Here is a 23,894-nt window from a genome sequence, read left to right as displayed (position 1 = left end):
GGACCTCGTCCGTGAACTCCGCTGGGGCCGTGAAGCCCGTGACCATCGTGCTCGCCGACGACGAGCGCATGGTCCGCACCGCGCTGCGCGCCATCCTGTCCGCTGAACCCGACCTCGACGTGGTCGGCGAGGCGGCGAACGGCGCGGAGGCGGTGTCCGTGGTGCGCGAGCTGCGGCCCGACGTGGTCCTCATGGACGTCCGGATGCCGGAGGTCGACGGGATCCGGGCGACCGAGCAGATCGTGCGGACCATGGAGGTGCCACCGCGGATCGTGGTCGTCACCACCTTCGAGAACGACGCGTACGTGTACGAGGCGCTGCGCGCCGGCGCCTCCGGGTTCCTGCTGAAACGGGCCGAGGCCGACGCCCTGGTCGGCGCGGTGCGCCTGGTGGCCCGCAGCGACAGCCTGCTGTTCCCCGCCGCCGTGCGGGCCCTCGCCGCCGAGCACGCCGCGCGGCGGGCCGTCGCCCCGTGGGTGGCGCGGCTGACGGGCCGGGAGAGCGATGTGCTGCGCCTGATGGCGGCCGGTCTGACGAACGCGGAGATCGCCGGCCGGATCGGGGTGGGCCCGGCCACCGCGAAGACGCATGTGGCGGCGGTCCTGGCGAAGACCGGGGCGCGGGACCGCACGCAGGCGGTGATCGCGGCGTACGAGGGGGGCTTCCTGCGGGAGGGGACATGAGAGCTTTCTGAGAAAAGCGGGCTTATCGGAACGATTCGCTGCGGGCCGTTCGTCTTGCCTGCGGGATGAACAAGACGATCAGGCGCGCCTCCGTCTTCAGTCTGCTGCTCGTGTTCGCTCTGCTGGTCAGGGCGACGTGGGTGCAGTTCTACGACGGTCAGGCCCTCGCGGACAACGACAAGAACCGGCGGAAGACGATCGCGCAGTACGCGTATCCGCTCGGCGACATCATCGTGGGCGGAGAGGCGGTGACGGGCTCGGAGAAGACAGGTGGCGGCAGCGACCTGAAGTACAAGCGGACCTACAAGGACGGCTCCTTGTACTCGGCGGTGACCGGCTTCACGTCACAGGTGTACGGCTCGACGCAGTTGGAGGCCCTGTACCAGGACGTGCTGGACGGCAGCGACAACCAGCTGAAGAACCCGGTCGACACGGTCACCGGCAAGCACGCCGCTCCCGGTGATGTGGTCACGACGATCGACCCGGCCGTGCAGAAGGCCGCGTCGAAGGCGCTCGGCGACAAGAAGGGCGCCGCCGTCGCGATCGATCCGCAGACGGGGAAGATCCTCGGCATGGTGTCGTCGCCGTCGTACGACCCCTCCGAGATCAGCGGCTCGGGCTCGTCGGACGCGAAGGCCTGGAAGAAGCTGTCGGACGACGAGGACGTGCCGACCCTGAACCGGGCGCTGAAGCAGGCACTGCCGCCGGGTTCGACGTTCAAGCTGGTGGTCGCCGCGGCCGCTCTGGAGGACGGGCTGTACTCGTCGGTCGACGACAGGACGGACTCCCCGAACCCCTATCTGCTGCCGGGGACCAGCACGTATCTGAAGAACGAGAGCGCGAGCGCGCCGTGCGAGGACGCCACCATCCGCACCGCGCTGCAGTACTCCTGCAACAACGTGTTCGGGAAGATGGCCGTCGAGCTGGGGCAGGACAAGGTCCGGGCGATGGCCGAGAAGTTCGGCTTCGACGACAAGAAGCAGGACGTGCCCGTGCGCGCCGCGGAGAGCGTCTACCCCACCGGCATGGACAAGGCGCAGACCGCGCTCTCCGCCATCGGCCAGTTCGACGTGACGGCCACGCCGCTGCAGATGGCGATGGTCTCCGCGACGATCGCCAACGGCGGCGAGCAGGCCTCGCCCCACATGGTGTCCGAGGTGACGAACGCCGACGGGGACGCGGTCAAGAGCTATCCGGACTCCGACAGCGACCGGGTCATCGGCGAGTCGACCGCGTCGCAGTTGCAGTCGGCGATGGAGACCGTGGTGACGAAGGGCACCGGCACGAACGCGCGGATCTCCGGGGCGACGGTGGGCGGCAAGACGGGTACGGCGCAGCACGGCGAGAACAACAGCCAGACGCCGTACGCCTGGTTCACGTCGTACGCGAAGGACGATGCGAGCGGCGAGAAGGTCGCGGTGGCCGTGGTCGTGGAGCAGTCGAACGCGGCGCGCTCGGAGGTCAGCGGCAACGGCCTGGCGGCGCCGATCGCGAAGGCGATGATGGCGGCGGCGTTGCAGGACTAGAACGCGGCTGGCGGCGGCGTCCCCTCCAGGCCAGTACCGCCCAGACGGCCAGGAGGGGGAGAGCCGCTCCCGCCAGGGCTCCGGTGACGAAGCCCGCACCCGTGCTCGGCTCACCGTCCGAGACGGCCACGGCGACCGCGGCGGCGATCAGCGCGAGGGCCGCCACCGCCGTCGTCACGCAGAAGCGGCGGCTGAAGAAGGCATGGCGGGCGGGGGCCTGCGGCGGCGGGGCCGTGAACTGCGCCGCCGGGCCCGGCGTCGCCGCCTTGGGGCGCTTGTACCAGCCGTAGACGACCCAGGTGCCGCACGGCTCCCAGTCCTGGACCGCGAGCCTGCGGTCCAGGGCCGCGCGGCCACGGGTCACCAACTCCCGCCGGTACTCCCAGCGTTGCGGCTGTTCGGGGTCCCGGTGGCTGACGAAGCGGCCGAGGGCGTCGATCCGTTCGACCTCCCAGCCCTCGTCGCCGAAGCGGCCGAGCAGTGCCTCGTCGGCGTAGGTGTCGGCGCTCCAGCGCCAGGTCTCCACATGCTCGTCGGGGGCCACGGCGTCCTGGTCCGTGCCCTCCGGCGCCAGTTGGCGGGCGAAGTCCGCGACCGGCCCGAGCTCCTCGGCGGGGTCGACCGGCCCGGACTCGGCCAGATGCCCCCGGAGGTCGGCGACCGTCGCCGCGACATGGTCCGGCGGCAGCCCCCGGGCGAGCAGGAGGCGGGCCAGCTCGGCCAGATAGTCACCGGAGTCCAGAACGGCGTCCGTCATCGCACTCCCTGGTAGAGCCCCGCCCCAGCGTAGATCAGCTGTGGTCCGGCCGGCCCGTTCGCAACCGGACCACTCGACCGTACGGCTACCTGGGTCGCAAGCCTGGCTTGCCTGCACGTCCTCCTCCCTTGCACGGAATCGCCCGCTCCGGAACCCCCTCCTCCGCCAAGTACGAAATCCCGCACGGCCTTCGAAAAGTCGTACAGAACGCTGGTACGCTCTCGCATCCCGTCGGGCCGACAGTGAGGGGAGGGAACCGTGTGAGTACCGTCGTGGACGACGACGCCTCCGCCGAGTTCCACGCCTTCTTCGAACGGCATCACGCTGAACTCGCCCGGCTCGCCCACCTGTTGACGGGCGAACCGGACGCCGCCGACGATCTCGCGGCGGACGCACTGCTCGCGCTCTGGCACCGCTGGGACCGGGTCAGGGACGCCGACCACCCGGTGGCGTACGCCCGTGGCGTCGTCGCCAACCTCGCCCGCACGCGGATCCGCAGCGCGGTCCGTGAGCGGCGGCGCGTCGCCCTGTTCTGGTCGGGCCGGCAGGAGCGCGCCGAGGATCCCGATGTGCCGGCCGTGGTCGATGTCCAGGGCGCACTGCGTGAACTCCCGTTCCGCAAGCGGGCATGCGTGGTGCTGCGGCACGCGTTCGACCTGTCGGAGAAGGACACCGCGCTCACCCTCGGCATCTCGGTGGGTACGGTGAAGAGCCAGACGTCCAAGGGGATGGCCGAGCTGGAACGGCGGCTCGGGTCCGGCGAGCGGGACGGACAGACACCGCGCCGGGTACGGGCGGTCGGAGCGACGGTGGAAGGAGGCCGGCGGTGAACGACGAAGTGCGGCAGCGGCTGCGCGACGCCGCCGACGCGCACCGTCCCGACCGGGAGGGGATGCTCGCCCGCATCGAGCGCGGCATGTCCGACCCGCTCGCGGCGCCTGCCGGGCAACGCCGTCCCGCCGTCGGCTGGGTGCGGATCGCCGGGGCCACCGCCGGGGTCGCCGCGGCGCTCGCCGTGGGCGGGTTCGCGGTCGGCGCCGCACTGCGCCAGGACGACGGGCCGCGGCAGACGGTCGCCGTGACGCCGACGCCCTCGGCCGTCCCGACGCCGACGGCGGACGCCACGTCACGGGGGCCTGAGCCCTCCGACTCCCCTGCGTCCACGCACAGTTCACCCGTCGAGCCGCCCACGCCCCACCACCCGGCCTCGGAGCCGGCCCGTCCCCCGGCCGGTACGAAGGCGACGACGCCCGCCGCCACCGCCACCACCGACGGGCCGCTGTGGTCGGACGGCTCCATCGACCCCGGCTCGAACGACTACTGGGCACAGAGCGACATCACGTTCAAGACGAAGGACCGACTGACGGCGCTGACCGTGGAGTTGCGGGTCGCGCAGACGGGGGAGGTCTCCGACACCGGCAACTGGCGGTCGCTGTCCGCCGAGGACTTCACGGTGTCCGTCGCCGAGGGGGACGGGTTCCTGGTCTACCGGTGGGTCCTGAAGGCCGGCCGTACGGTGCCGGCCGGCGAGTACGTGTTCGCCGGGCAGTACGACCACGCCCAGGGCGGGCGGGACGCGGGCGGTGACACGTACTCCGTGTCGGCCCGGACCGAGGAGGGCGACCGGGCCGCTGTCGGCGGGGATTTCGCGTAGCCGTCCCTCCGGCGAGAAGGCGGCAACCTTTCCCGACGGCCCGGCGACTACCGGGCATGACCAAGAAAACCGACCGCACCCCACACAGCCACCGGCGCCGCGTCACCCGGCGCAGGGCCACCCTCGGCGGGCTCGCCGCGCTGACCCTCACCGGCGCCGCCCTCGCCACGACCGGCATGCTGAGCACGGCCGGCGCCGCGACCGCGTGGCCGACGGCCAAGGGCACCCAGGCCGTGAGCAGCAGTATCTCGGTGTCGGGCACCTACGACGGCGGGTACAAGCGCTTCTACGGCTCCGGTGACCTCGGCGGCGACGGCCAGGACGAGGGCCAGGACCCGATCTTCAACCTGAAGGACGGCGCCACCCTGAAGAACGTCATCATCGGCTCCCCTGCCGCCGACGGTGTGCACTGCGCGGGCAGCTGCACCCTGCAGAACGTCTGGTGGGAGGATGTCGGCGAGGACGCCGCCACCTTCAAGGGCAAGTCCACGTCGTCCGTGTACACCGTGTACGGCGGCGGCGCGAAGAAGGCCGACGACAAGGTCTTCCAGTTCAACGGCGCGGGCAAGCTCGTCGTCACCAAGTTCCAGGTCTCCGACTTCGGCAAGCTGGTCCGCTCCTGCGGCAACTGCTCGACGCAGTACAAGAACCGGAACATCATCATCAACGACGTCGACGTGACCGCGCCGGGCAAGTCGATCGTCGGTATCAACTCCAACTACGGCGACACGGCCGCCCTGCGCAACATCCGGATCCACGGTGACAGCAGCAAGAAGATCAAGCCGTGCATCCGCTACACCGGCAACAACACGGGCGCCGAGCCCAAGGAGGTCGGCAGCGGCCCCGACGGCACGTACTGCCAGTACACCGCCTCCGACCTGACCTACGACTGAGCCGTGGCCGGGCGTCGGCGAACCGGCGCCCGGCTGCCGCACTAGCCGACGAAGTACGTCGGGTTCGGGAACTTGTACGTCTTGTGCGCGTGGCCGCCGTCGAGGTCGGACTGCTGGTCGCCGAAGTTGCCGACGATGTCGTAGCCGAGCGATTCGATGTGCTTGCGGGTGCCTGACTTGTACTGCACGGTCGTGCACTTCCAGGCGCCGGCGGTGGCGCAGCCGCTGAGGTAGGCGGGCGGGTTGTCGGCGTTCTTCAGGAAGACATGGCGGGCGTCGAGGTTGACGTCGATGCCGACCTTCTTCAGGTTTTCGACGGCGCCGGCGCGCTGCGACTCGCTCAGCCCCGAGTTGTAGAAGACCTCGACGCCCTTGCTCTTGGCGTACTTGATGAGGGCGGGGGTGCCGAAGACCGCGGGGCGGTCGGCCTCGGCCACGTAGGCGGCCCAAGTGGCGTTGTTGTAGACGTAGTTGGTGGCTATCTCGTAGTCGAGGCTGAGCAGCAGCGTGTCGTCGATGTCGAAGACGATCGCGGGCTTGGCGTGGTGGCCCTTCGCCCGCTCGGCCTGCTTCGCCGCCTTGGCGATGTCCTTCCTGGCGCCCGCCTGGATACGGGCCAGGTCGTCGGCGTAGGCGCTGTCGGGCGCGGCCTGCCAGGTGCCGTCGGCGTCCTGGGTGGCCCCGTAGTACGTCTTGATGTCACCGACCAGTCTGCCGATGTTGTAGGGCTCGGCCGTGGTCCGCGCGGTGGGGGCGTCGGCGCCGGCCGCGCCGGTGCCGTACAGGGCTCCGCCGGCCAGGGCACACGCGGCGGCGACACCAGCGACTCTGAGGGACTTCCGCATGAATCGTTTCTCCGGATCTTGGCCCGAAACGGCCGTCGTCGACAGGGGGAGCTCCCTGGTCTACGCGCATCACACGGCCCCGCGCGAGGGGCTTTACGCGATCGATACCTGATCCGCGCAGGTGTTCCGGGGACTTCCCGGTGAACCATTGCCCGCCCATGACAGCCGCTTGACCTGGGCTTGGAGCGCCCCGGCCTAGGCTCGGTGGCGCACCCGCCGCAAAGGACCCCCCGTGTTCCAGCAGTTCACCGTCGCCGCCTCGAAGCACGGGCAGTCCCCCGTGCTCCTCGCCGTGTTCGCCGTGGGCGGCGTCGTCGCCCTGGGAGCGGGACTGAACTGGGCGCTCGACATACGCGGGGTGGCGGTCCGGGGCGGGCACCTGCGGTGGCTCGGGGGGTTGCTGGCCTTCGCCGGGGTCGTCCTGCTGGTGATCGTGTACGCGTTGTGGCAACTGGGGTGACGGTCCGGCGTCCGCTGCCGGGTGCGCCCCTGCGGCGGAGCCGCATGCCTCAGGGGCGCGGGGAACTGCGCGCTCAGCCCCCGCCGGACCGGAGCCGAAAAGCCGGACGCCAGTCGCCGAGGTAGATCCCGGGAGTGTGCGCGGCGGCCTCGGCAGGGCTGAGCTGCGGCCGGTTCGCGGCTACCGAAACCACCGCACCCGCACCGGAATTCCGGTACTCGGCGAACCGCTGTCCCTGCCACGGATAGGCGTCCGACATGTTCGTGTACGGCGCGACCGCGTCGATACCGGAACTCATACGTGTGTCACGGACGACGAGCATCGGCCGGGCCGTGGTGTCGGAGCTCGGCACCCACGGCCGGGCCAGCTTGTAGTACGCGGCCGGCGCCGTCGAGGTGATCCGGGAGCGCGTGACCAGGAAACCCCGCGGGTTGGCGCCCGCGGTGGACGGCGCGAAGACGAACCCGTACGGGGCGCCGGCCAGGTCGGTGCGGGTGAGCGTACGGAAGTGGCAGTCGTCGAAGACGGCCGTGCCGCGCCCGAAGACGAAGTCGACGTCCCCCTCGACGTAGCAGTCGCGGAAGTACTGGCGGGCGAGGGTGGCGAGCGCGGGCGAGTCCGCGTACAGCGTGTCCTGGTGGCCCAGGAACCGGCAGTCGAAGAAGGCCGAGCGGTCGCCCATGACCTTGAGCGCGACGGCCTGGGTGCCGGTGATCTCCGGGTGGTCGGCGCGCAGCCAGTCGTTGGCGAAGGTGAGTCCGCGCGCGGTGAACCCGTCCGGGCGCAGGGTCACGGTGGCCGATCCGGTGGTGCCGTACGTACCCGACCCGTCGGGCTTGGGGGTGCCCGCCGCGTTGTCGTACACGACGACCGTACGACGCGGATCGCGGGCGGCGCCGATCCAGGTCATGCCGGTGGCGGTGGCGGGGACGGAGACCGTCTCCCGGTAGACGCCGGGGGCGAGGACGAGGATGTACCCGTCTCCGGCCGCGGCGCTCACGGCGGCCTGGACGGTGGTGTGGTCACCGGCGCCGCGTGCATCTACGTAGAGCGTGCGCGGGGTCAGTCGGTGCCCGGGCGACCCGTAGGACCCGAAGGTCCGGGGGCGGGCGTGAGCGGGCGCGGCGCCGATCCCGACAGCGAGCGCGGCGCCGACGCCGGATGCGACGAACTGCCGCCTGGACAAGCTAAGTTGAGGGTGTCCCGAGGACATGCCTGTACTCCATCCAGCCAGGGGCGCGGGGCAGTGCCGATCAGCGGCTCCGCCGCGGGGCGCGAGCAACCACAGACACCCCGCACCCGAACAACGACCCCACCTCAACGAAGCTGATCCGCCCCGGCTCCCCGACCCACGACCCGGGTCACAACCTTCGCCGGGTCCACCTGCGCCCGCAGCACCGGCTTCCACCCGGCCCCCGAGGCCAGCGGAGTCGCCGGATTCGCCGTGTTGTACGCCGCGACGAGATCGGTCCGCACCCCGTTCACCACGTTGCCCTCGCCGGTGACAGGAAAGTCGCTCCACCGGTACAGGACCGCCCCGGCACCGATCCCCCGCGGCAGCGTGAACGCGTTCTTCTCGGCGACGAGCTGGGACTTGAAGCCGACGCCGAAGGCGTACCCGAAGTCACCGTTCGCGACGTAGGAGTTGTTGTACGCGTCGACCTGCCCGAAGCGGACGCGGGGCGCGCGCTCGACGAGGTTGCGGAACAGGTTGTGGTGCAGGGTGACGCGCAGCTTGCCCTCGTCGGTGGCGCCCGCGCTGTCGCTGTTGCCGATCATCAGCGTCTTGTCGTGGTCCTCGAAGACGTTCCAGGACGCGGTCACGTAGTCGGCGCCCCTGACGACGTCGAGTTCGCCGTCGTGCTGCTGGTAGATGCGCCCGTAGTACGAGGGCAGCGTCGAGTCGGGGTGGTCGCCGTCGGTGAACGTGTTGTGGTCGAGCCAGACGTGGGTGGCGTTGTAGACGACGGCCGCGTCGTACTCCGAGTTCCAGTTGCCGGTGGAACCGTCGGTCGGGTCCCACTGCGGGAAGCAGTCGAGCGGGGACTCCAGGGTGAGGCCGCGCACGATGACGTTGTCGACGCCGTTGATCTGGAGGCTGCCGCCGACGATGCCCGCGTCGCGGCCGACGCCGATGATCGTGGTGTTGGCGGGGACGGCGGCCTTGATGGCCTTGGCCTGGGCGGCTGCGGACTGGTTGCGCAGGTACTCCTGGGTGCCGGCGGTCGCCTTCTCCCCCTCCAGGTCCTCCTCGTAGCCCCAGACGGCGGGGTCGTAGTCGGCGAGGTACCGGTCGAAGTCGTAGCCGTCGACGGCGAACTCGGAACAGTCCGCGCCGTCCGCGTCGAGGACGCCCTTGACCTTGATGATCCGCGGGGCGGTGCCGCTCTCGGCGAGGGCCGCCTTGAACTGGGCCCAGGTGGTGACCGTGTACACGCGCTTCGCGGCCGCGCCGCCCGTGGTGCCGGTCGTCGCCGAGGCCCAGCCGTCGCCCGCGGGCAGCGTCTGGCGGGCGGCGTCACGGCCGTGTGCCTGGGCGGTGCCGGTGGTGGTGACGGCGAGGACGAGGGCGGTGCAGCCCACGAGCCCAGCTATGACGCGGCCATGACATCTCTGTGTGCTCACTGTGCGACTCCTTGCGGGATTTCAGCGGGGGTCAGACGGGGAGGGGCGGAGCTTCATGCGGGGGTCGGACGGGGGCGGAGCTTCATGCGGGGGTCGTGCCGGGCAGCCAGCTCAGCCGCGACTGCCACACCTCGGACAGCTCGTCGATCTCGTCGCCGAGGCGGCGCACGTCGCGCGCGGGCAGCACCCGGCGGCGCAGCAGTTCCTCGGCGACGAGCCGGGCCACGGCGATCGCGCCGGGCGGGTTGGCGTGCGTGTTGTCCTGCTCGGTGGCGGTCCAGTTGAAGTAGACCTTCGTCTCCTCGGCGCCGAGCCGCTGCCACAGCGCGAGCGAGCGCGCCTGGATGTCGAGGAGCGCGACGCCCTCCTCGCGGGCGAGCGCGCGCATCGCGGCCGGGTACTCGCCATGGGTGGGCAGCGCGTTGCCGTCGGCGTCGAACTTGCGGCGCTCCACGGAGGTGGCGAGCACAGGGCGGGCACCTCTGGCCCGCGCCCCGTCGACGTACCGCTTCAGGTACTGCTGGTACGTCGACCACGGCTCGGTGTAGCGCGCGGGGTCGGCGCTCTTCTCGTCGTTGTGCGCGAACTGGATGAGGAGGAGGTCGCCGGGGCGGATCGCCGCGAGGATCGTGTCGAGGCGGCCCTCGTCGGCGAAACTCTTCGAACTGCGGCCGTTGACCGCGTGGTTGGCGACCTCGACGCGCGAGGAGAGGAAGAACGGCAGGGCCATGCCCCAGCCGGTCTCGGGCTGTGCGTCCGCGTACTTCTGGGCGGCGGTGGAGTCGCCCGCGATGAACAGGGTCCGGGCCCTGCCCCCGGCGGGGCGGGCGGCGGCCGGGGCCGCGACGGCCGCGGCCAGCGGCAGTCCGGCGAGCGCGGCCAGGGTCGCTCTTCGGGTGGTCGACACGTGGATGTGCCGTCCTTTCATGGACGTCCAGAGGAGGTTGGTGGGTCCGGCGGCGGGAGTGGCGGGGCCTGTGACATCCCGCCGCCGGACCGGTCGTCCGGGCGCGTGACCAGGCTTACTTGGCCTGCGCCTTCCACTCGTCCTGCGCCTTGTTCAGCTGCTCGGCGAGGTGGTCGAGGAACTCCTTCGCCGACTGCTTGCCGAGCATGACCTTCTGCAGGTCGTCCTCGTTGTCGGCCTTGGAGATGGTGTTCCAGTCGGGCAGGTAGTAGGGCAGCTGCACGATCTTGGTGGAGCCGGACGCCAGGGCTTCGGCGGCGAGCCGGGTCGGCTCCGACTTCTGGACCCAGTCGTCCTTGGCGGCGTCGCTGTTGGACGGGATCTGCTTGGCCGACTCGTTCCACTTGCTGTTCTCCGCGTGGGAGGCGGCGAACTCGATGAACTTCCAGGCGGCCTGCTTGTTCTTGCTGGACTTGAAGAGGCCGAGCCCGTCGACGGGGTTGGAGACCTGCACGCGGGTGCCGTCGTCGCCGGTCGGGTTGGGCAGGCCGCGGAACTTGTCGCCGAACGCCTTCACGTGGTCGCCGTAGGAGCCCAGGTTGTGGCTGAGCATGCCGATCTGGCCGCTGTCGAACTGCGCGACCATCTTGGTGAAGTCGTTGTTGACGTCGGCCGACGGCGTGGACTTCTTGTAGAGGCCGACGTACTTCTCCAGCGCGGCCACGTTCTTCGGGTCGTTGACCGTCGTCTTGGTGTTGTCCGCGTCCCAGAAGGACGTGATGCCGCTCTGCCCGTACATCACGTCGAGGGCCTGGGCGATGGAGCCCTCGCCGCCGCGGATGGTGTAGCCGAACCGGTTCTTGCCGGTGTCGGTGAGCTTGGCGGCGGCGTCGAAGAACTTCGTCCACGTCGTCGGCGCTTCCAGGCCGGCCGTCTTGAACAGGTCGGTGCGGTAGTACAGGACACCGTTGTTGGCCGACGTCGGGAGGGTGAACATCTTCGAGCCGGAGCCGCCGGCCGCCTTCACCGAGTCCACGAACGCGTCGTTCAGCTTGCCGTTGAGGGAGCTGGTGGCGTAGCGGTCGTCGAGCGGTTCGAGGGCGTCCTGCGCGGCGATCCCGGCGAGCATCGCGGTGCCGACCCCACCGACGTCGGGCAGGCCGCCGCCCTGGATCGCGGTGTCGTACTTGGACTGCACGCTCTCGGCGGGGATGCCGACGTACTTCACCTTGATGTCGGGGTTGGCCTTCTCGAAGTCCTTGATGATCTCCATCCAGACGTCGCGGCGCACCGCCGTGTTGTTGTCCCAGAAGGTGACCTCGCCCTTGCCGGAGCCCTCGTCGCCCTTGTCGCCGCCCGCGCCGCTGCCGTCGTCGCCGCAGGCGGTCGCGGTGAACGCGAGGACGGTGGTCAGGGCGAGGGCGGTGCCGGTACGGAGCGCGCTTCTTCGCATACGGATGTTCATGATCGGCTCTCTTCTTCTGGATCCAACTGGAGGTTCTGGTCGGTGGTGACCTGGAAGTGCGTGAACAGGGCCGTCCCGGCGGGTCCCGCGCCGGGCGGCGCCGACGCGAACAGGCCGAGCAGCGCCCCGACCCAGCGCCACGGCGCGGCGGCGAACACCTGGCCCGAGGGCAGGAACCCGGCGCCGTCGCCCGTGTCGACGGCGAAGCGGCAGCGCGCCCCGTCGGCGATGTCGACACGCAGCCGCGCCGTCCCGTCCGGCGCCGGACGCGCGTTGGCGGCATCGCGTTCCGCCTCGGCGACCGGCTCGGCGAACCGGTGCACGGCCCGGGCGCTGCCGTCCTCGTCCCGCTCCAGGCCGATCCACGCATAGGCGTCGCCGAGTACGGCGAGTCCGGCCCTGGCGCCGGGCGTCGTGCTGGTGAGCGAGAGGTCGACCGTCACCCGGGACGGCAGCAGCGGCAGCCGCTGGGTGAGCAGATGCGGTACGCGGCGCAGGTCACGCACCCCGTCCGCGGACCGTACACAGGCGAGCCGCAGCCCGTCCCCGGCGTGCGAACTCGTCCAGCCCTTGCGGGGGTTGGCGGTCCACTGCCACTGTCGCCCGAAACGGCCACCGGGGAAGTCGTCGTCGGTTGCGGGCGCGACCACCGGCTGTTCGGGCAGCGCGGGCTTCTTGTGTACGTGTACGGGGGCGCCGTCGTCGCCGAGCACCGGCCACCCGGACGCGTCCCAGCGCATCGGCTGCAGATGCACGACGCGTCCGTACGGGCCGCGCTGCTGGAAGTGCAGAAACCAGTCCTCGCCGGCGCCGGTGCGCACCCAGCCGCCCTGGTGGGGGCCGTTGATGTCGGTGGTGCCCTGTTCGAGCACGACCCGCTCCTCGTAGGGGCCGAAGAAGGAGCGGGAGCGGAACGCGCCCTGCCAGCCGGTCTCCACGCTCCCTGCCGGGGCGAAGATCCAGTACCAGCCGTCGTGCATGTACACCTTCGGGCCCTCGATGGTGAACCAGCCGGGGAGCTCGTCCCCGTCGATCAACACCCGCCCCTCGTCCAGGAGTTCGCGGCCGTCGGGGCTCATGCGGTGGCCGGTGAGCCGGTTCTTGATCCCGGACCGGGACCTGGCCCAGGCGTGCACGAGGAACGCCTCGCCGCTCTCCTCGTCCCACAGCGGGCAGGCGTCGATGAGGCCCTTGCCCGCCTTGAGGAGGTGCGGCTCGGTCCACGGCCCCCTGATGGACGGCGAGTTGATCTGATACACGCCGTGGTCGGGGTCGCCCCAGAAGATCCAGAAGCGGCCCGCGTGGTGGCGCAGCGAGGGTGCCCAGACGCCGCAGTCGTGGCGCGGTGTGGTGAACGCCTCGGCGGGTTCGAGGCGGTCGAGGGCGTGCCCGAGCAGCGTCCAGTTGACGAGGTCGCGGGAGTGCAGCAGCGGCAGGCCCGGGGCACGGCCGAAGCTGGACGCCGTGAGGTAGAAGTCGTCGCCGACGCGGAGCACGTCCGGATCCGACCAGTCGGCGGCGAGGACCGGATTGCGGTACGTGCCGTCGCCCAGGTCACCCGTGCGCCGCGCCGTACTCACGCCGTCACCGCCTTGCGGACCAGGGCGGCGGCGCGGGCCCGGTCGAGGCGGCCGTCGGCGACGACCGTGACGATGCGGCGCACGGCGGTGTCCCCGGCTCCGATCCGCAGCCGCGCGTCGGAGGCGAGCGAGGAGCCGACGCCCGGGTACTCCTGCGTGCGCACGAACCAGGGGTCGCGGCGGGTCTCGGCGGTGGCCCCGGCGAACACCAGGGTCCAGCCGTCACCGGCCAGCGCCAGCCAGTCGGCGGCGCGGCCGTGCACGGCGGCCTCGCCCTCGGCGGCGGCGGTGAACACGGCGGGCGCGCCGGCCTCCTTGGGTGCCCGCCAGAAGAACCCTCCGTAGGCGGCGCCGGGGCGGCCGTTGGTGGCGGGGCTGCCGATGGTCAGCTCCTGGGCGGACGGGTTGGTCAGCGTGAAGGTGAGATCCAACGCCCAGGCTTCGGGGCCCAGTTGGGTCGCGGCAACGGTGCGCCGTTCGCGCAGCACGAGGCAGCCGTCCGCGGTCCACTCCAGGTCCTCGACGAAGCCGTCGGGGTCGCACAGCTTGAATTCGAGGTGGCGCTGCTCGCCGTGGTTGTCCAGGACGGTGGGGCCCTGGCCGCGGACGTAGGTGCGGCCGCCCCAGAAGTTGTACCCGGCGACGTCCGGCACGGCGACGCTCACCCCGAGGTGGTGGACGTGGTCGGCGGGGGCGAACTCGGTGACCGGGGTGCCGCCGAGCGTGCTGACGGGGTGCAGGCAGGGGCGCGGCGCGAGGTCGTGCCCGATGTCGGGGCGCAGGTCGTAGCGGGCGACGGGGCGGCCCGCGCAGCTCAGGGTCAGGGGGGCGACGGCCTGTCGCACGAGGGGACTCACGATGCTGCCTCCAGTCCTGGCCGGGCCCAGAACGCTCCGAGCTCGGCGTAGCCGGTGAGGGAGTCGGCACTGGCGGCGACGAGTCCGTCGATGCCGTGCACGACGCGGCGGACGGTGCCGTCGGCCGTGCCGGGGGCGGTGCTCCACGCCTCGGCGGGCAGGGCGCGCGGGTCGGGGGCGCTGCGGATCGCTTCGACGACCCGCATGAAGGCGCCGGTCGAGGCGGGTGGGACGAGGAGTTCCGCGCCGTTCACCAGATGGTCGAGGAGGTTCTCGAGGAGGTCCGTGCGCCCGTGCACGGACTCCTGCGGGCCGTGCCCCGCGCGCTGCACGAGGACGCGGTCCTGCTTGTACCAGAAGGTGACGCGGCCGCGGCTGCCGTGCACGAGGACGTACGGCTCGTCGGCCCGCTCGGCGCAGAGCGTCGCGGCGACGGTGACGCGCGAGCCGCTGTGCGTGGTGAGTTCGACGAAGGAGGTGTCGTCGGCCTCGATGGCGTTGGCGTGGAAGAGCTCGGTGCGGATGCCGGCGAGGTCGTCGGCGCCGGTCGCCCCGTCCAGCGCGAGGGCGGTGGAGACGGCGTGGGCGAGGGGGTTGGTGAGGACGCCGTCGACGACGTCGACCTGCCGCCCGGTGCCGGTGCCGTCGTCGAGGCGGCGGTGCCCGGCCCAGGGTGCGCGCCGGAAGTAGGCCTCGTCGCGGACCCAGGCCCCGGCGGCGCCGATGCCGAGCGGTTCACCGATGTGGCCGTCGCGTACGAGATCTCGTATATGAGACATCGCGTGCGAGCCCAGCGACTGGAACCCGATCTGGCAGGCGACCCCCGCCTCGGCCACGCCCCGCGCCATCCGCTCGTATTCCGTATATGACGGCGCGGGCGGCTTCTCCAGGAGGAGGTGGACGCCCCGGCGCGCGGCGGTCAGGGCCAGGTCGGTGTGGGTGGGGATCGGGGTGCAGATGATCGCGACGCGGGCCCCGGTCGCGTCGAGCAGCGCCCCGAAGTCGTCTCCTTGCGCGACCGGCGGGTGCTGGGCGGCGAACCCCGCGAGTTCCTCCTCGTCCAGTGGCTTCAGCTCGCACACGCCCGCGAGGGTGACGCGGCCCGCGTCGGCGAGGCGCCGCAGGTTGTTCAGGTGCCAGCGGCCGTGCCCGCGTGCCCCGGCGAGGACGACGGGGACCGGCTCGTGCGGTGCCCGGGAGGCAGTGTGCGGGGCGCTCATCCCTTCACCGCCCCGGCGCTGAAGCCCGTGACGAGCCACTTCTGGATGAAGGCGAAGACGATCACCACGGGTACGGCCGCGACGACACCGCCGGCGGCGAGCGCGCCGAGGTCGACGGAGTCGGCGCCCATCAGGGTCGAGAGGCCGACGGGGATCGTCTGCTTGTCCTGGTCGGAGAGGAACATCAGGGCGAACAGGAAGTGGTTCCAGCTGTGCACGAAGGCGAAGGAGCCCACCGCGATGAGGCCGGGCCGCAGCAGGGGCAGGACGACGGCGCAGAAGGCGCGGAAGCGTCCGCAGCCGTCGACCCAGGCGGCCTCCTCCAGGGAGTACGGCACGTTCTTGATGAAGCCGCTGATCAGGATCATCGTGAGCGGCAGCTGGAAGACGGTCTCGGCGATGATGACGCTGCCGAGCGAGTTGATCATCTTCAGGTTGGCGAAAATCTGGAACAGCGGGACCAGCATCAGAGCGCCGGGGATGAACTGCGAGCAGAGCAGGGCCAGCATGAAGCCCTGTTTGATCCTGAAGTTGAAGCGGGCCAGGGCGTAGCCGCCGGCCAGTGCGACGACGGTGGTCATCAGCATCGAGGCGACGCCGACGAGCAGGCTGTTCTGGAAGAAGGTGCCGAAGGCCCGCTCGTTCCAGACCTTGTCGAAGTGCTCGAAGGTCAGCGGCCACGGCACCAGCGAGGTGGAGCCGGTGGGGCGGAACGCGAACAGCAGCATCCAGTAGAACGGGATGAGCGTGAAGAGGAGGTAGACGCCGAGCGGCACGTAGATCTGCCAGCGCGGTACGTCGTCGTAGGAGCGGCCCTTCTTGGGCGGGACGGTGTCGAGCCGGTGGCGGCCGCCGGACGTGCTGGTGGCGGGTGCGGTGACGGTGGTCAACTGGGCTTCCTTGACGGTCACTTCTCCCCGCCCCCGAACTTGCTCAGCCGCAGATAGACCATCGAGCAGAACAGGAGGATGACGAAGGCGATGGAGGTCAGCGCGGACGCGTAGCCGAAGTCGTGCGAGTCGACGGCGATGGAGGCGATGCGCAGCGGCAGGGTGGTCGTCTCACCCGCGGGCCCGCCGCCGGTGAGGGTGTAGAGCAGGTCGACGTTGTTGAACTCCCACACCGCGCGCAGCAGCGTGGACAGGATGATCGCGTCCTTCAGGTGCGGCAGCGTGATGTGCAGGAACTGCCGGAAGCGGCTGGCGCCGTCGACCTCGGCGGCCTCGTACAGGTCCTTCGAGACGGACTGCAGGTCGGCGAGGATGAGGATCGCGAAGAAGGGGACGCCGCGCCAGAGTTCGGCGGTGACGACGGCCGGGAAGACGGTCGCGGTGTCCGACAGCCACGAGGTGCCGTACGTGCCCACGCCCATGTCGGCGAGGTAGCGGGTGATGCCGGTCTGGGAGTTGTAGAGCAGCATCCAGACGGCGGAGGTGAGCACGCCGGAGACGGCCCAGGGCGAGAAGACGAGGGCGCGGGCCATCGCCCGCCCGACGAACGTCTGGTTGACGACGAGCGCGAGGCCGAGGCCGAGCAGCAGCTGGAGCACCACCTGCACGACGACCCACTGGAGGCTGAAGCCCAGCGTGCTCCAGAAGTCGGGGTCCTTGGTGAACGCGGTGACGAAGTTGTCCAGGCCCGCGAAGCCGTTGCGCCAGGGCTTGGTGGGGTTGTAGTTCTGCAGGCTGTAGTAGAAGACGCTGAGCACGGGGTACGCGATGAAGCCCAGCATCAGCAGCCCGGCGGGGGCGATCAAGAGGTACGGCAGCCTGCGCGGGGTGGCCGACTTTCGGCGCCGGGTGGGCGGGGCTTTCGCCACGGCAGTGGCTTGGGCGGCCATGACTGGACTCCGTTCTTCGAAGCGCTTCGCAGACGTTGTTCGGTATCTCGGCGCTGTTCGGGGTGTCGGCCCGCCGGGGCGGGGCGGGCGGCGAGGGCGCGGGGGCGGCTCAGCTCGCGTAGGGATCGGGGACCTTGCCCGGCCTGGCCAGGAAGGCGAAGTCGCAGCCGGTGTCGGCCTGCGTGATCTGCTCGTTGTAGAGCGCCCCGTAGCCGCGCTCGTAGCGCTCCGGCGGCGCGGTCCACTCGGTACGGCGCCGCGCCAACTCCTCGTCGGACACGTTCAGTTGCAGCGACCTGGCTGCCACGTCGAGGGTGATGCTGTCCCCGGAGCGCACCAGCGCCAGGGGCCCGCCGACGTACGACTCGGGGGCGATGTGCAGCACGCACGCCCCGTAGCTCGTGCCGCTCATCCGGGCGTCGGAGATCCGCACCATGTCGCGGACGCCCTGCTTCAGCAGATGGTCGGGGATCGGCAGCATCCCGTACTCGGGCATGCCGGGCCCGCCCTTGGGGCCTGAGCCCCGCAGCACCAGGACGCTGTCGGCGGTGATGCCCAGCTCCGGGTCGTTGATGGTGCGCTGCATGGACTTGTAGTCGTCGAAGACCACCGCGGTCCCGGTGTGCTTGAGCAGATGCGGCTCGGCGGAGATGTGCTTGATGACGGAGCCGTCGGGGCACAGGTTGCCGCGCAGCACGGCGACGCCGCCCTCGGGCGCGACCGGGTTCCCGCGGGGCCGGATGACGTCGTCGTCGTGCACGACGACGCCCTCGACCTGGTCGCCGAAGCGGCCGTTGACGGTCGGCCGGTCCAGGTGGAGCAGGTCGGGGATCCGGGAGAGGAACGCGGGCAGGCCGCCGGCGAAGTAGAAGTCCTCCATCAGGTACGTCTGTCCGCCCGGCCGCACGTTCGCCAGCACCGGCACGCTGCGCGCGACGCGGTCGAAGTCGTCGAGGGTCAGGCGCACCCCGGCCCGGCCGGCCATGGCGATCAGATGGATCACCGCGTTGGTCGAGCCGCCGAGGCCGAGGACCGTGGTCACGGCGTCCTCGAAGGCGTCCGCGGTGAGGATCTCGGACGGCCTGAGCGCGGTCCAGGCGAGTTCGACGGCGCGCCGTCCGGAGGCGGCGGCCATCCGCTCGTGCGCCGAGTCGACCGCGGGGATCGAGGAGGCGCCGGGCAGCGTCATGCCGAGCGCCTCGGCCGCGGCGGTCATCGTGGAGGCGGTCCCCATGGTCATGCAGTGGCCCGGGGAGCGCGCCAACCCGCCCTGCAGTTCCCGTAGTTCGCAGTCGGTGAGGTTACCCGCGCGGTGCTCGTCCCAGTACTTCCACATGTCGGTGCCGGAGCCGAGGGTCTCGCCGCGCCAGTGTCCGGGCAGCATCGGCCCGGCGGGCACGAAGAGCGACGGTACGTCGGCGGAGGTGGCGCCCATGAGCAGCGCGGGGGTCGACTTGTCGCAGCCGCCGAGCAGCACCGCCGCGTCGACCGGGTAGGAGCGCAGCAGCTCCTCGGTCTCCATGGCGAGCAGGTTGCGGTAGAGCATCGGGGTCGGCTTCTGGTACGTCTCCGAGAGCGTGGAGACGGGGAACTCCAGCGGGAAGCCGCCCGCCTGCCACACGCCCCGCTTGACCGCCTCGGCGCGCTCGCGCAGATGGACGTGGCAGGGGTTGATGTCGGACCAGGTGTTGAGGACGGCGATCACCGGCCGGCCCTTGTACTCCTCGGCCTCGTAACCGAGCTGGCGCATCCGGGCGTTGTGCGACCAGGTGCGCAGGGCGCCCTCGGTGCCGTACCACTGGTGGGAGCGGAGCCGCTCGGGGGTGAGCCGCTCTCTCGGGACGTCGCTCATATGGACCACCCGGCCGCGATCTCGGCGACCTCGGCGCGCTGCGCCTCGGGCAACTCCCGGCTGGGCGGGCGGACTTCACGGCGGCACAGACCGAGGGAGGCGAGCGCCTCCTTGACGACGGTGACGTTGTTCGCGGAGGCGTCGGCGCCGCGCAGTTCCTCGAAGCGGCGGATCTGTTCCCAGACCTTCATGGCCTTCGGGTAGTCGCTCGATCGAAGCGCTTCGATCATGGACAGTGAGACGCTGGGTGCGACGTTCACGAGCCCTGAGGTGAAGCCGGTGGCGCCGGCCGAGAAGTAGGAGGGCGCGTACGGCTCGGCGAGTCCGGCGACCCAGACGAACCGGTCCAGGCCCGCGTCACGGGCGAAGGCGGCGAAGCGTGCGGCGTCCGGGACGGCGTACTTGACGCCGATCACGTTCGGGCAGGCCGCGCCGAGTTCGGCCAGACGGGCGCCGGGCAGCGCCGCGTTCTTGAGGTACGGGACGACGCCGATCTCGGGGACGGCCTCGGCGATGGCCCGGTGGTAGTCGACCCAGCCGCCCTCGGAGACGTAGGGGTGCACGGGCTGGTGCACCATCACCATGTGCGCTCCGAGATCGCGGGCGTGGCGCGCGGCGTCGACGGCGGTCGGCACGTCATGGCCGACGCCGACCAGGATCGCGGCCCGCTCCCCCGCCTTCTCGATGGTCAACTCGGTGACCCTGCGCCGCTCCTGGGGCGCCAGGGCGTAGAACTCACCGGTGTTCCCGTTCGGCGTGAGCGTGCGCACCCCGGCGTCGAGCAGCCGCTTCAGCAGGGCCGTGTACGCGGCCTCGTCGACCGACCCGTCCTCGGCGAACGGGGTCACGGGGATGGCGACGACATCGGCCAGCGCGGCCCGCTGGGTCTGGAACGAGTACGACGCTGTCATGAGCGCTGCTCACCCTCTTCACCATGAACCTGGACCTGGACCTCGACCTCGGGGAAGGCCCGCCGCACGAACGACGCGATGTGGTTGCGCAGCGCGCGCGAGGCGCCCTGGGCGTCACCGGCGAGGGAGAGTTCGAGGATCTCCTGGTGCTCGGTGGCCTCCCGCTCCCAGGACGGGTGCGCGGCCCAGGCCACCGCGGAGACCAGGGCGGCCTGGTCGCGGACCTCGTCGAGCATCTTGCCGAGCAGCGGGTTGCCGCAGGGCACGTAGAGCGCGCGGTGGAACTCCCGGTTGGCGAGCGAGCGTTGGGCCGTGTCGGTCGCGGTGGCGGCGCGCTCCAGGGCCTCGCGGGCGGCGTCGAGGGAGGCCCGGCGGTGCACGGTGCGGCGCAGCGCCTCCGGTTCGAGCAGCAGCCGCACGTCGTAGACCTCGCGGGCCATGTCCGCGTCCACCATCCGCACCGTGACGCCCTTGTACTGGCTCATCACGACGAGTCCGGTCCCGGCCAGGGTCTTGAGCGCTTCGCGCACCGGCGTCTTGGAGACGCCGAACTGTGCGGCGAGGTCGGTCTCGACCAGGGCCTGTCCCGGTCTCAGCTGTCCGGTCAGGATGCGGTGCTTGATCTCGTCCTGGACGAACTGCGTACGGGAGGGGATCGGAGTGGGCACTGACGTCATGCGCGCCTCTCGGTTGTGTGTCGTATCGCGTATCGCGTATCTCGTATCGCGTCTCATATATGACGTACGAAGTACGACGCGGTTGAAGCTAGAAGCACCGCGAAGTTTCGTCAACGCTTCCGTCAAAAGAAGTTCGGCTGACTTTCAACAGTGACCGCCCAAACGGCGACTACCTCCCGCAGACGCCTCAAAAAGGCTCCTGCGGAAGGTAGTTGACGATCTTGGGATTACGGCGTCCAGGCCGGATCGCGGCCGCTCAGGCCGATGACACGGTCCAGAAGCGGGGCGTCTTCGGGCACCGGCACGACCGGCCCGAACAAGCCGTCGCGGCCACCCTCGTCCGGCTCGAGCAGTTCGCGGGCGGCCCGCAGTGCCGCCTCGTCGGGGGTGTACTTCTGGCCGGTGGCGCGGGCCAGGTCCCAGCCGTGCACGACCAGTTCGTCGGCGGTGACGAGACCCGCTACGGCGCCGGGCAGGTCGAGGCCGCCGGCCCGTGTCATGCCCTGCCAGGCGGCGGGCTGACGCCAGGTGGCGACGAGCTCGTCCAGCGCCTTGGGCAGGGCGGCGCGCCAGTCGGGGCCGAGTTCGGGCCGGCCCGGGCCGGGTGAGGCCCCCTCGGATTCCTTGCGGCCGGCGGCGCGCAGGCCGGCGGACAGGCCGACGAGGTGGCCGAGCAGCTCGCGTACGGCGTAGTCGGGACAGGGGGTGGGCAGGCCGAGCTGGTCCTCGCGGACGGCGTCGGCGAGGCGCGCGACGATGCGGGCCTGCGGGCCGATGTCCACTGCGGTGTCACTCATGGTGACCCTTCCGGTGGGTGCGACGTCCTGAGTGGACGTTCTCCACCGGGTGGACCGGCCCGCAGCCCGTAATTCATCGGTGCCGCGTGTCAAAGTGCCGCGAGCGCCTCCGTGACCGCGCTCAGGTCCGCGTCCGGGGCGAGCCCCGCGTGGTAGAGCCGCAGCTGGTCGGCGCCCAGGTCGCGGGCGGCCCGGGCGTCCTCGGCGAGGGTGGCGGGGCTGCCGCCCATACCGCGTACGACGGTCAGGTTCGCGGCGACGACGCCCTTGCCCTGCTCGGCGAACGGCCGCAGCAGACCGGCGCCGCCCGTGCACGGCACGACGACCCCGTCGGCGACGGAGAGGATGTGCGCGGGGTCGACGCCCGCGTTGGCGCCGCAGTGGTAGGAGACCGGGTCGGCGTGCAGCAGCACCTGGAATCCGGTGGGCGCGGCTTCCCGGACCGCCGCCACCGCTGCTTCCTGGAGAGTTCGGGCGGTCGTGTCCCGGTAGGCGCGGGTGGCCGTCGCGGTCTCGGCGCCGAGCTGCTTCTCGACCGTCGCCCAGCCGTCGTCGCTCGCCTCGCCCCTCCACAGGGGTTCCAGCGCGTCGCGTACGGAGCGCGCCAACTCGTCGGCGTCGAGGCCGTGTCGTGCGTACCCCTCGCAGCAGTCGGCGCAGAAGCACAGGGACATGAGGTACTGCCCGGCCTCTCCGAGTCCGACGCCGGCCGTCTTGTCGTGGGCGTGCAGATGGGCGAGGCCGTACCAGCCGAGCGACTCCAGCTCGGTCCCCTGGGCGCCGGGCCGGGTGGCGGCCTCGGCGGCGAGGTCGACGAGGTAGGCGCGGGTGGCGGGCTGGGCGATGCAGGGCGCCCAGGGGTAGCGGTCACCGTAGGCGTTGCGGACGGAAGTGTTCGGGTGCTCGGCGCCGAGGCGGGAGTTGTGGGCGAGGACGACCCAGGTGTGGACGGAGAGCCCCGCCTCCGAGAGGGCGGCGGCAGCCTCCCCGTACGCGTCACCGGGGGCCCAGCCCCCCGCCGCGTACGGCCTCAACTCCCGTCCCTGCCAGCGCTGTTCGTCGAGCGGGTAGAGAACAGCGGCGTGCTCGGCGGTGACGATGCGGTGGCGCGGGTGGCGCGGGGTGAGGGCGCGGGTGGAGTGGTAGGCGGCGGCGAGGGTGACCTGCTCGACGCCGAGGCCGGCGATGCGGCGCGCGGCATCGGGGTCGCCGTTGATGTCCCAGGGGTAGACGAACGCGGAGGTCTTCACTCGCCGGCTCCTTCGAGGAGTGCCTGCCCGCGCTCGATGAGTTCGGTCAGCTGCTTGATGTGTTCCCCGGTCGGCTCCTGGAGCGGCGGGCGCACCTCGCCGACATCGAGGCCGCGCAACCGTACACCGGCCTTGACCAGGGAGACCGCGTAGCCCTTGCCCTGGTTGCGCAGTTCGACGAGCGGCCGGTAGAAGCCGTCGAGGAGCTTGTTCACGGTGGCGTCGTCGCCCGTGTTCAGTGCCTTGTGGAAGGCCTGCGCGATGTCGGGCGCGAAGCAGAAGACGGCGGAGGAGTAGAGGGTGATGCCGATGCCGCGGTAGGCGAGGCCGGTCAGTTCGGCGGTCGGCAGGCCGTTGAAGTAGAGGAAGTCCGCCTCGGGGACTTCGGCCCGTACGGCGCTGACGATGCGCTGCATCAGGTCCAGGTCGCCGAGGCCGTCCTTGAGGCCGAGGACCTTGGGGTGGCGGGCGAGTGCGACGACGGTCTCGGGGGTGAAGACGGCGTTGTCGCGCTGGTAGACGATGACGGAGAGGGAGGTCGCCTCGGCCAGCTGGGTGTAGTGCCGCAGCAGGCCTTCCTGGCCGGCCACCACGAGGTAGGGCGGCATGGCGAGGAGGCCGTCGGCGCCCGCCCGTTCGGCCGCGCGCGCGTACTGGACGGCCAGCGCCGTGCCGTATCCGGCGCCGGCGATGACGGGCACCCGGCCCTCGGCCGCCTCGACCGCCGCCGCGACGCAGGCCTCGAACTCCTCGGGGGCGAGCGCGTGGAACTCCCCCGTGCCGCAGCACGCGAACACGGCGGCGGCCCCGGCCTCGACGCCGCGCCGCACATGGGTGCGGTAGGTGTCGAGGTCAAGGGCGCCGTCGGGTCCGTACGCGGTGACGGGGAAGAACAGCGGTCCGCTGGGGACCGTGAGTCGAGCGGCGAGGGGTCCGAAAGGGGGCGTCGTCACGGGCTCTCCCTGAACATGTGCACGTTTCTGATCCGCGTCTATATTTCTGAACGCGCTCACCGTAAGCCGCCCCAAAGGGGACGGTCAAGCACCCGAACTCACCGTAACCACACGACCCTTGACGGGCTGGACACCGCTCCTT

Annotated in this window: 23 protein-coding genes; 6 read left to right on the top strand and 17 right to left on the bottom strand. The window is 71.2% G+C overall.

Annotation, left to right across the window (positions count from 1 at the left end; genetic code table 11):
* The first annotated feature begins 11 nt into the window (after positions 1-11).
* Both ABD366_RS01540 and ABD366_RS01535 read left to right on the top strand, forming a co-directional pair.
* Complete coding sequence (locus ABD366_RS01540) at positions 12-683, top strand: response regulator transcription factor (RefSeq protein WP_324777229.1); 672 nt, start codon at positions 12-14, stop codon at positions 681-683.
* Positions 684-748: 65 nt separating this feature from the next.
* Positions 749-2,209, top strand: a complete 1,461-nt coding sequence (locus ABD366_RS01535) for a penicillin-binding transpeptidase domain-containing protein (RefSeq protein WP_324777227.1) — start codon at positions 749-751, stop codon at positions 2,207-2,209.
* On the opposite strand, the gene ABD366_RS01530 is transcribed toward ABD366_RS01535, so the two are convergent.
* A complete protein-coding gene (locus tag ABD366_RS01530) occupies positions 2,145-2,966 on the bottom strand; it encodes a hypothetical protein (protein WP_324777225.1) in 822 nt (273 codons plus the stop codon). The two genes, ABD366_RS01535 and ABD366_RS01530, sit on opposite strands and share 65 nt — an antisense overlap.
* Positions 2,967-3,226: 260 nt before the next feature.
* On the opposite strand from ABD366_RS01530, the gene ABD366_RS01525 reads away from it, so the two are divergent.
* Genes ABD366_RS01525 through ABD366_RS01515 form a run of 3 tightly spaced genes read left to right on the top strand, consistent with a single transcriptional unit; the run spans position 3,227 to position 5,513 of the window.
* Positions 3,227-3,796 (top strand): SigE family RNA polymerase sigma factor, encoded by a 570-nt coding sequence (locus ABD366_RS01525; protein ID WP_324777224.1) that lies wholly within the window; start codon positions 3,227-3,229, stop codon positions 3,794-3,796.
* The gene (locus tag ABD366_RS01520; protein WP_324777221.1) at positions 3,793-4,620 is read left to right on the top strand and encodes a hypothetical protein; all 828 of its coding nucleotides are present in this window, start codon (positions 3,793-3,795) and stop codon (positions 4,618-4,620) included. Before ABD366_RS01525 ends, ABD366_RS01520 begins: the two co-directional genes overlap by 4 nt.
* Before the next feature lie 56 nt (positions 4,621-4,676).
* Positions 4,677-5,513, top strand: a complete 837-nt coding sequence (locus ABD366_RS01515) for a pectate lyase (protein ID WP_324777219.1) — start codon at positions 4,677-4,679, stop codon at positions 5,511-5,513.
* 41 nt (positions 5,514-5,554) lie between these two features.
* On the opposite strand, the gene ABD366_RS01510 is transcribed toward ABD366_RS01515, so the two are convergent.
* A complete protein-coding gene (locus tag ABD366_RS01510; RefSeq protein WP_324777217.1) occupies positions 5,555-6,358 on the bottom strand; it encodes an HAD family acid phosphatase in 804 nt (267 codons plus the stop codon).
* 232 nt (positions 6,359-6,590) lie between these two features.
* On the opposite strand from ABD366_RS01510, the gene ABD366_RS01505 reads away from it, so the two are divergent.
* The gene (locus ABD366_RS01505; RefSeq protein WP_324777215.1) at positions 6,591-6,818 is read left to right on the top strand and encodes a hypothetical protein; all 228 of its coding nucleotides are present in this window, start codon (positions 6,591-6,593) and stop codon (positions 6,816-6,818) included.
* Positions 6,819-6,891: 73 nt separating this feature from the next.
* On the opposite strand, the gene ABD366_RS01500 is transcribed toward ABD366_RS01505, so the two are convergent.
* The 15 genes from ABD366_RS01500 to ABD366_RS01430 all read right to left on the bottom strand — a co-directional run bounded on the left by ABD366_RS01500 (position 6,892) and on the right by ABD366_RS01430 (position 23,752).
* Positions 6,892-8,031, bottom strand: coding sequence for a pectinesterase family protein (locus tag ABD366_RS01500; protein WP_324777213.1), 1,140 nt, complete (start codon positions 8,029-8,031; stop codon positions 6,892-6,894).
* 104 nt (positions 8,032-8,135) lie between these two features.
* Positions 8,136-9,443, bottom strand: coding sequence for a pectate lyase family protein (locus ABD366_RS01495; RefSeq protein ID WP_324777211.1), 1,308 nt, complete (start codon positions 9,441-9,443; stop codon positions 8,136-8,138).
* An 82-nt stretch (positions 9,444-9,525) separates the two neighbouring features.
* Entirely contained in the window at positions 9,526-10,371 is an 846-nt protein-coding gene (locus tag ABD366_RS01490) for a rhamnogalacturonan acetylesterase (protein ID WP_411293913.1), read from the bottom strand.
* 94 nt (positions 10,372-10,465) lie between these two features.
* Complete coding sequence (locus tag ABD366_RS01485; RefSeq protein WP_324777207.1) at positions 10,466-11,815, bottom strand: ABC transporter substrate-binding protein; 1,350 nt, start codon at positions 11,813-11,815, stop codon at positions 10,466-10,468.
* Positions 11,812-13,395, bottom strand: coding sequence for a glycoside hydrolase family 43 protein (locus ABD366_RS01480; protein ID WP_324777205.1), 1,584 nt, complete (start codon positions 13,393-13,395; stop codon positions 11,812-11,814). The genes ABD366_RS01485 and ABD366_RS01480 overlap by 4 nt, the downstream gene beginning before the upstream one ends.
* Positions 13,392-14,252 carry a DUF6807 domain-containing protein gene (locus tag ABD366_RS01475; protein WP_324777203.1) on the bottom strand — a complete coding sequence of 287 codons (861 nt, stop codon included), beginning with the start codon at positions 14,250-14,252 and terminating at the stop codon, positions 13,392-13,394. The genes ABD366_RS01480 and ABD366_RS01475 overlap by 4 nt, the downstream gene beginning before the upstream one ends.
* Complete coding sequence (locus ABD366_RS01470; protein ID WP_324777201.1) at positions 14,249-15,472, bottom strand: Gfo/Idh/MocA family protein; 1,224 nt, start codon at positions 15,470-15,472, stop codon at positions 14,249-14,251. The genes ABD366_RS01475 and ABD366_RS01470 overlap by 4 nt, the downstream gene beginning before the upstream one ends.
* Positions 15,469-16,254, bottom strand: a complete 786-nt coding sequence (locus tag ABD366_RS01465) for a carbohydrate ABC transporter permease (protein WP_324777234.1) — start codon at positions 16,252-16,254, stop codon at positions 15,469-15,471. Before ABD366_RS01465 ends, ABD366_RS01470 begins: the two co-directional genes overlap by 4 nt.
* A gap of 125 nt (positions 16,255-16,379) precedes the next feature.
* A complete protein-coding gene (locus ABD366_RS01460; RefSeq protein WP_324777199.1) occupies positions 16,380-17,312 on the bottom strand; it encodes a carbohydrate ABC transporter permease in 933 nt (310 codons plus the stop codon).
* A 109-nt stretch (positions 17,313-17,421) separates the two neighbouring features.
* Positions 17,422-19,164, bottom strand: coding sequence for an L-arabinonate dehydratase (gene araD / locus ABD366_RS01455; RefSeq protein WP_324777197.1), 1,743 nt, complete (start codon positions 19,162-19,164; stop codon positions 17,422-17,424).
* Positions 19,161-20,075 carry a dihydrodipicolinate synthase family protein gene (locus tag ABD366_RS01450; protein WP_324777195.1) on the bottom strand — a complete coding sequence of 305 codons (915 nt, stop codon included), beginning with the start codon at positions 20,073-20,075 and terminating at the stop codon, positions 19,161-19,163. The genes araD and ABD366_RS01450 overlap by 4 nt, the downstream gene beginning before the upstream one ends.
* Positions 20,072-20,752 carry a GntR family transcriptional regulator gene (locus ABD366_RS01445; protein ID WP_324777193.1) on the bottom strand — a complete coding sequence of 227 codons (681 nt, stop codon included), beginning with the start codon at positions 20,750-20,752 and terminating at the stop codon, positions 20,072-20,074. Before ABD366_RS01445 ends, ABD366_RS01450 begins: the two co-directional genes overlap by 4 nt.
* 227 nt (positions 20,753-20,979) lie before the next feature.
* Positions 20,980-21,549: a TIGR03086 family metal-binding protein gene (locus ABD366_RS01440; protein ID WP_324777191.1), complete on the bottom strand. Its 570-nt coding sequence runs from the start codon at positions 21,547-21,549 to the stop codon at positions 20,980-20,982.
* A gap of 89 nt (positions 21,550-21,638) precedes the next feature.
* Positions 21,639-22,799 (bottom strand): hypothetical protein, encoded by a 1,161-nt coding sequence (locus tag ABD366_RS01435; protein WP_324777189.1) that lies wholly within the window; start codon positions 22,797-22,799, stop codon positions 21,639-21,641.
* Positions 22,796-23,752: a 5-dehydro-4-deoxyglucarate dehydratase gene (locus ABD366_RS01430; RefSeq protein WP_324777187.1), complete on the bottom strand. Its 957-nt coding sequence runs from the start codon at positions 23,750-23,752 to the stop codon at positions 22,796-22,798. Before ABD366_RS01430 ends, ABD366_RS01435 begins: the two co-directional genes overlap by 4 nt.
* Positions 23,753-23,894 lie beyond the last annotated feature (142 nt).

The organism is Streptomyces kunmingensis (genome assembly GCF_039533535.1).
Classification (GTDB): Bacteria; Actinomycetota; Actinomycetes; order Streptomycetales; family Streptomycetaceae; genus Streptomyces; species Streptomyces kunmingensis.
This window is presented reverse-complemented; position numbering and strand designations above follow the sequence as displayed.

Excerpts from the sequence above, each read along its gene's own strand:
- ABD366_RS01450 (WP_324777195.1), bottom strand. The coding sequence starts at position 20,075 with ATGACAGCGTCGTACTCGTTCCAGACCCAGCGGGCCGCGCTGGCCGAT.
- ABD366_RS01445 (WP_324777193.1), bottom strand. The coding sequence starts at position 20,752 with ATGACGTCAGTGCCCACTCCGATCCCCTCCCGTACGCAGTTCGTCCAG.
- ABD366_RS01485 (WP_324777207.1), bottom strand. The coding sequence starts at position 11,815 with ATGAACATCCGTATGCGAAGAAGCGCGCTCCGTACCGGCACCGCCCTC.
- ABD366_RS01530 (WP_324777225.1), bottom strand. The coding sequence starts at position 2,966 with ATGACGGACGCCGTTCTGGACTCCGGTGACTATCTGGCCGAGCTGGCC.
- ABD366_RS01510 (WP_324777217.1), bottom strand. The coding sequence starts at position 6,358 with ATGCGGAAGTCCCTCAGAGTCGCTGGTGTCGCCGCCGCGTGTGCCCTG.
- ABD366_RS01440 (WP_324777191.1), bottom strand. The coding sequence starts at position 21,549 with ATGAGTGACACCGCAGTGGACATCGGCCCGCAGGCCCGCATCGTCGCG.
- ABD366_RS01535 (WP_324777227.1), top strand. The coding sequence starts at position 749 with ATGAACAAGACGATCAGGCGCGCCTCCGTCTTCAGTCTGCTGCTCGTG.
- araD (WP_324777197.1), bottom strand. The coding sequence starts at position 19,164 with ATGAGCGACGTCCCGAGAGAGCGGCTCACCCCCGAGCGGCTCCGCTCC.
- ABD366_RS01470 (WP_324777201.1), bottom strand. The coding sequence starts at position 15,472 with ATGAGCGCCCCGCACACTGCCTCCCGGGCACCGCACGAGCCGGTCCCC.
- ABD366_RS01460 (WP_324777199.1), bottom strand. The coding sequence starts at position 17,312 with ATGGCCGCCCAAGCCACTGCCGTGGCGAAAGCCCCGCCCACCCGGCGC.
- ABD366_RS01515 (WP_324777219.1), top strand. The coding sequence starts at position 4,677 with ATGACCAAGAAAACCGACCGCACCCCACACAGCCACCGGCGCCGCGTC.
- ABD366_RS01490 (WP_411293913.1), bottom strand. The coding sequence starts at position 10,371 with ATGAAAGGACGGCACATCCACGTGTCGACCACCCGAAGAGCGACCCTG.
- ABD366_RS01500 (WP_324777213.1), bottom strand. The coding sequence starts at position 8,031 with ATGTCCTCGGGACACCCTCAACTTAGCTTGTCCAGGCGGCAGTTCGTC.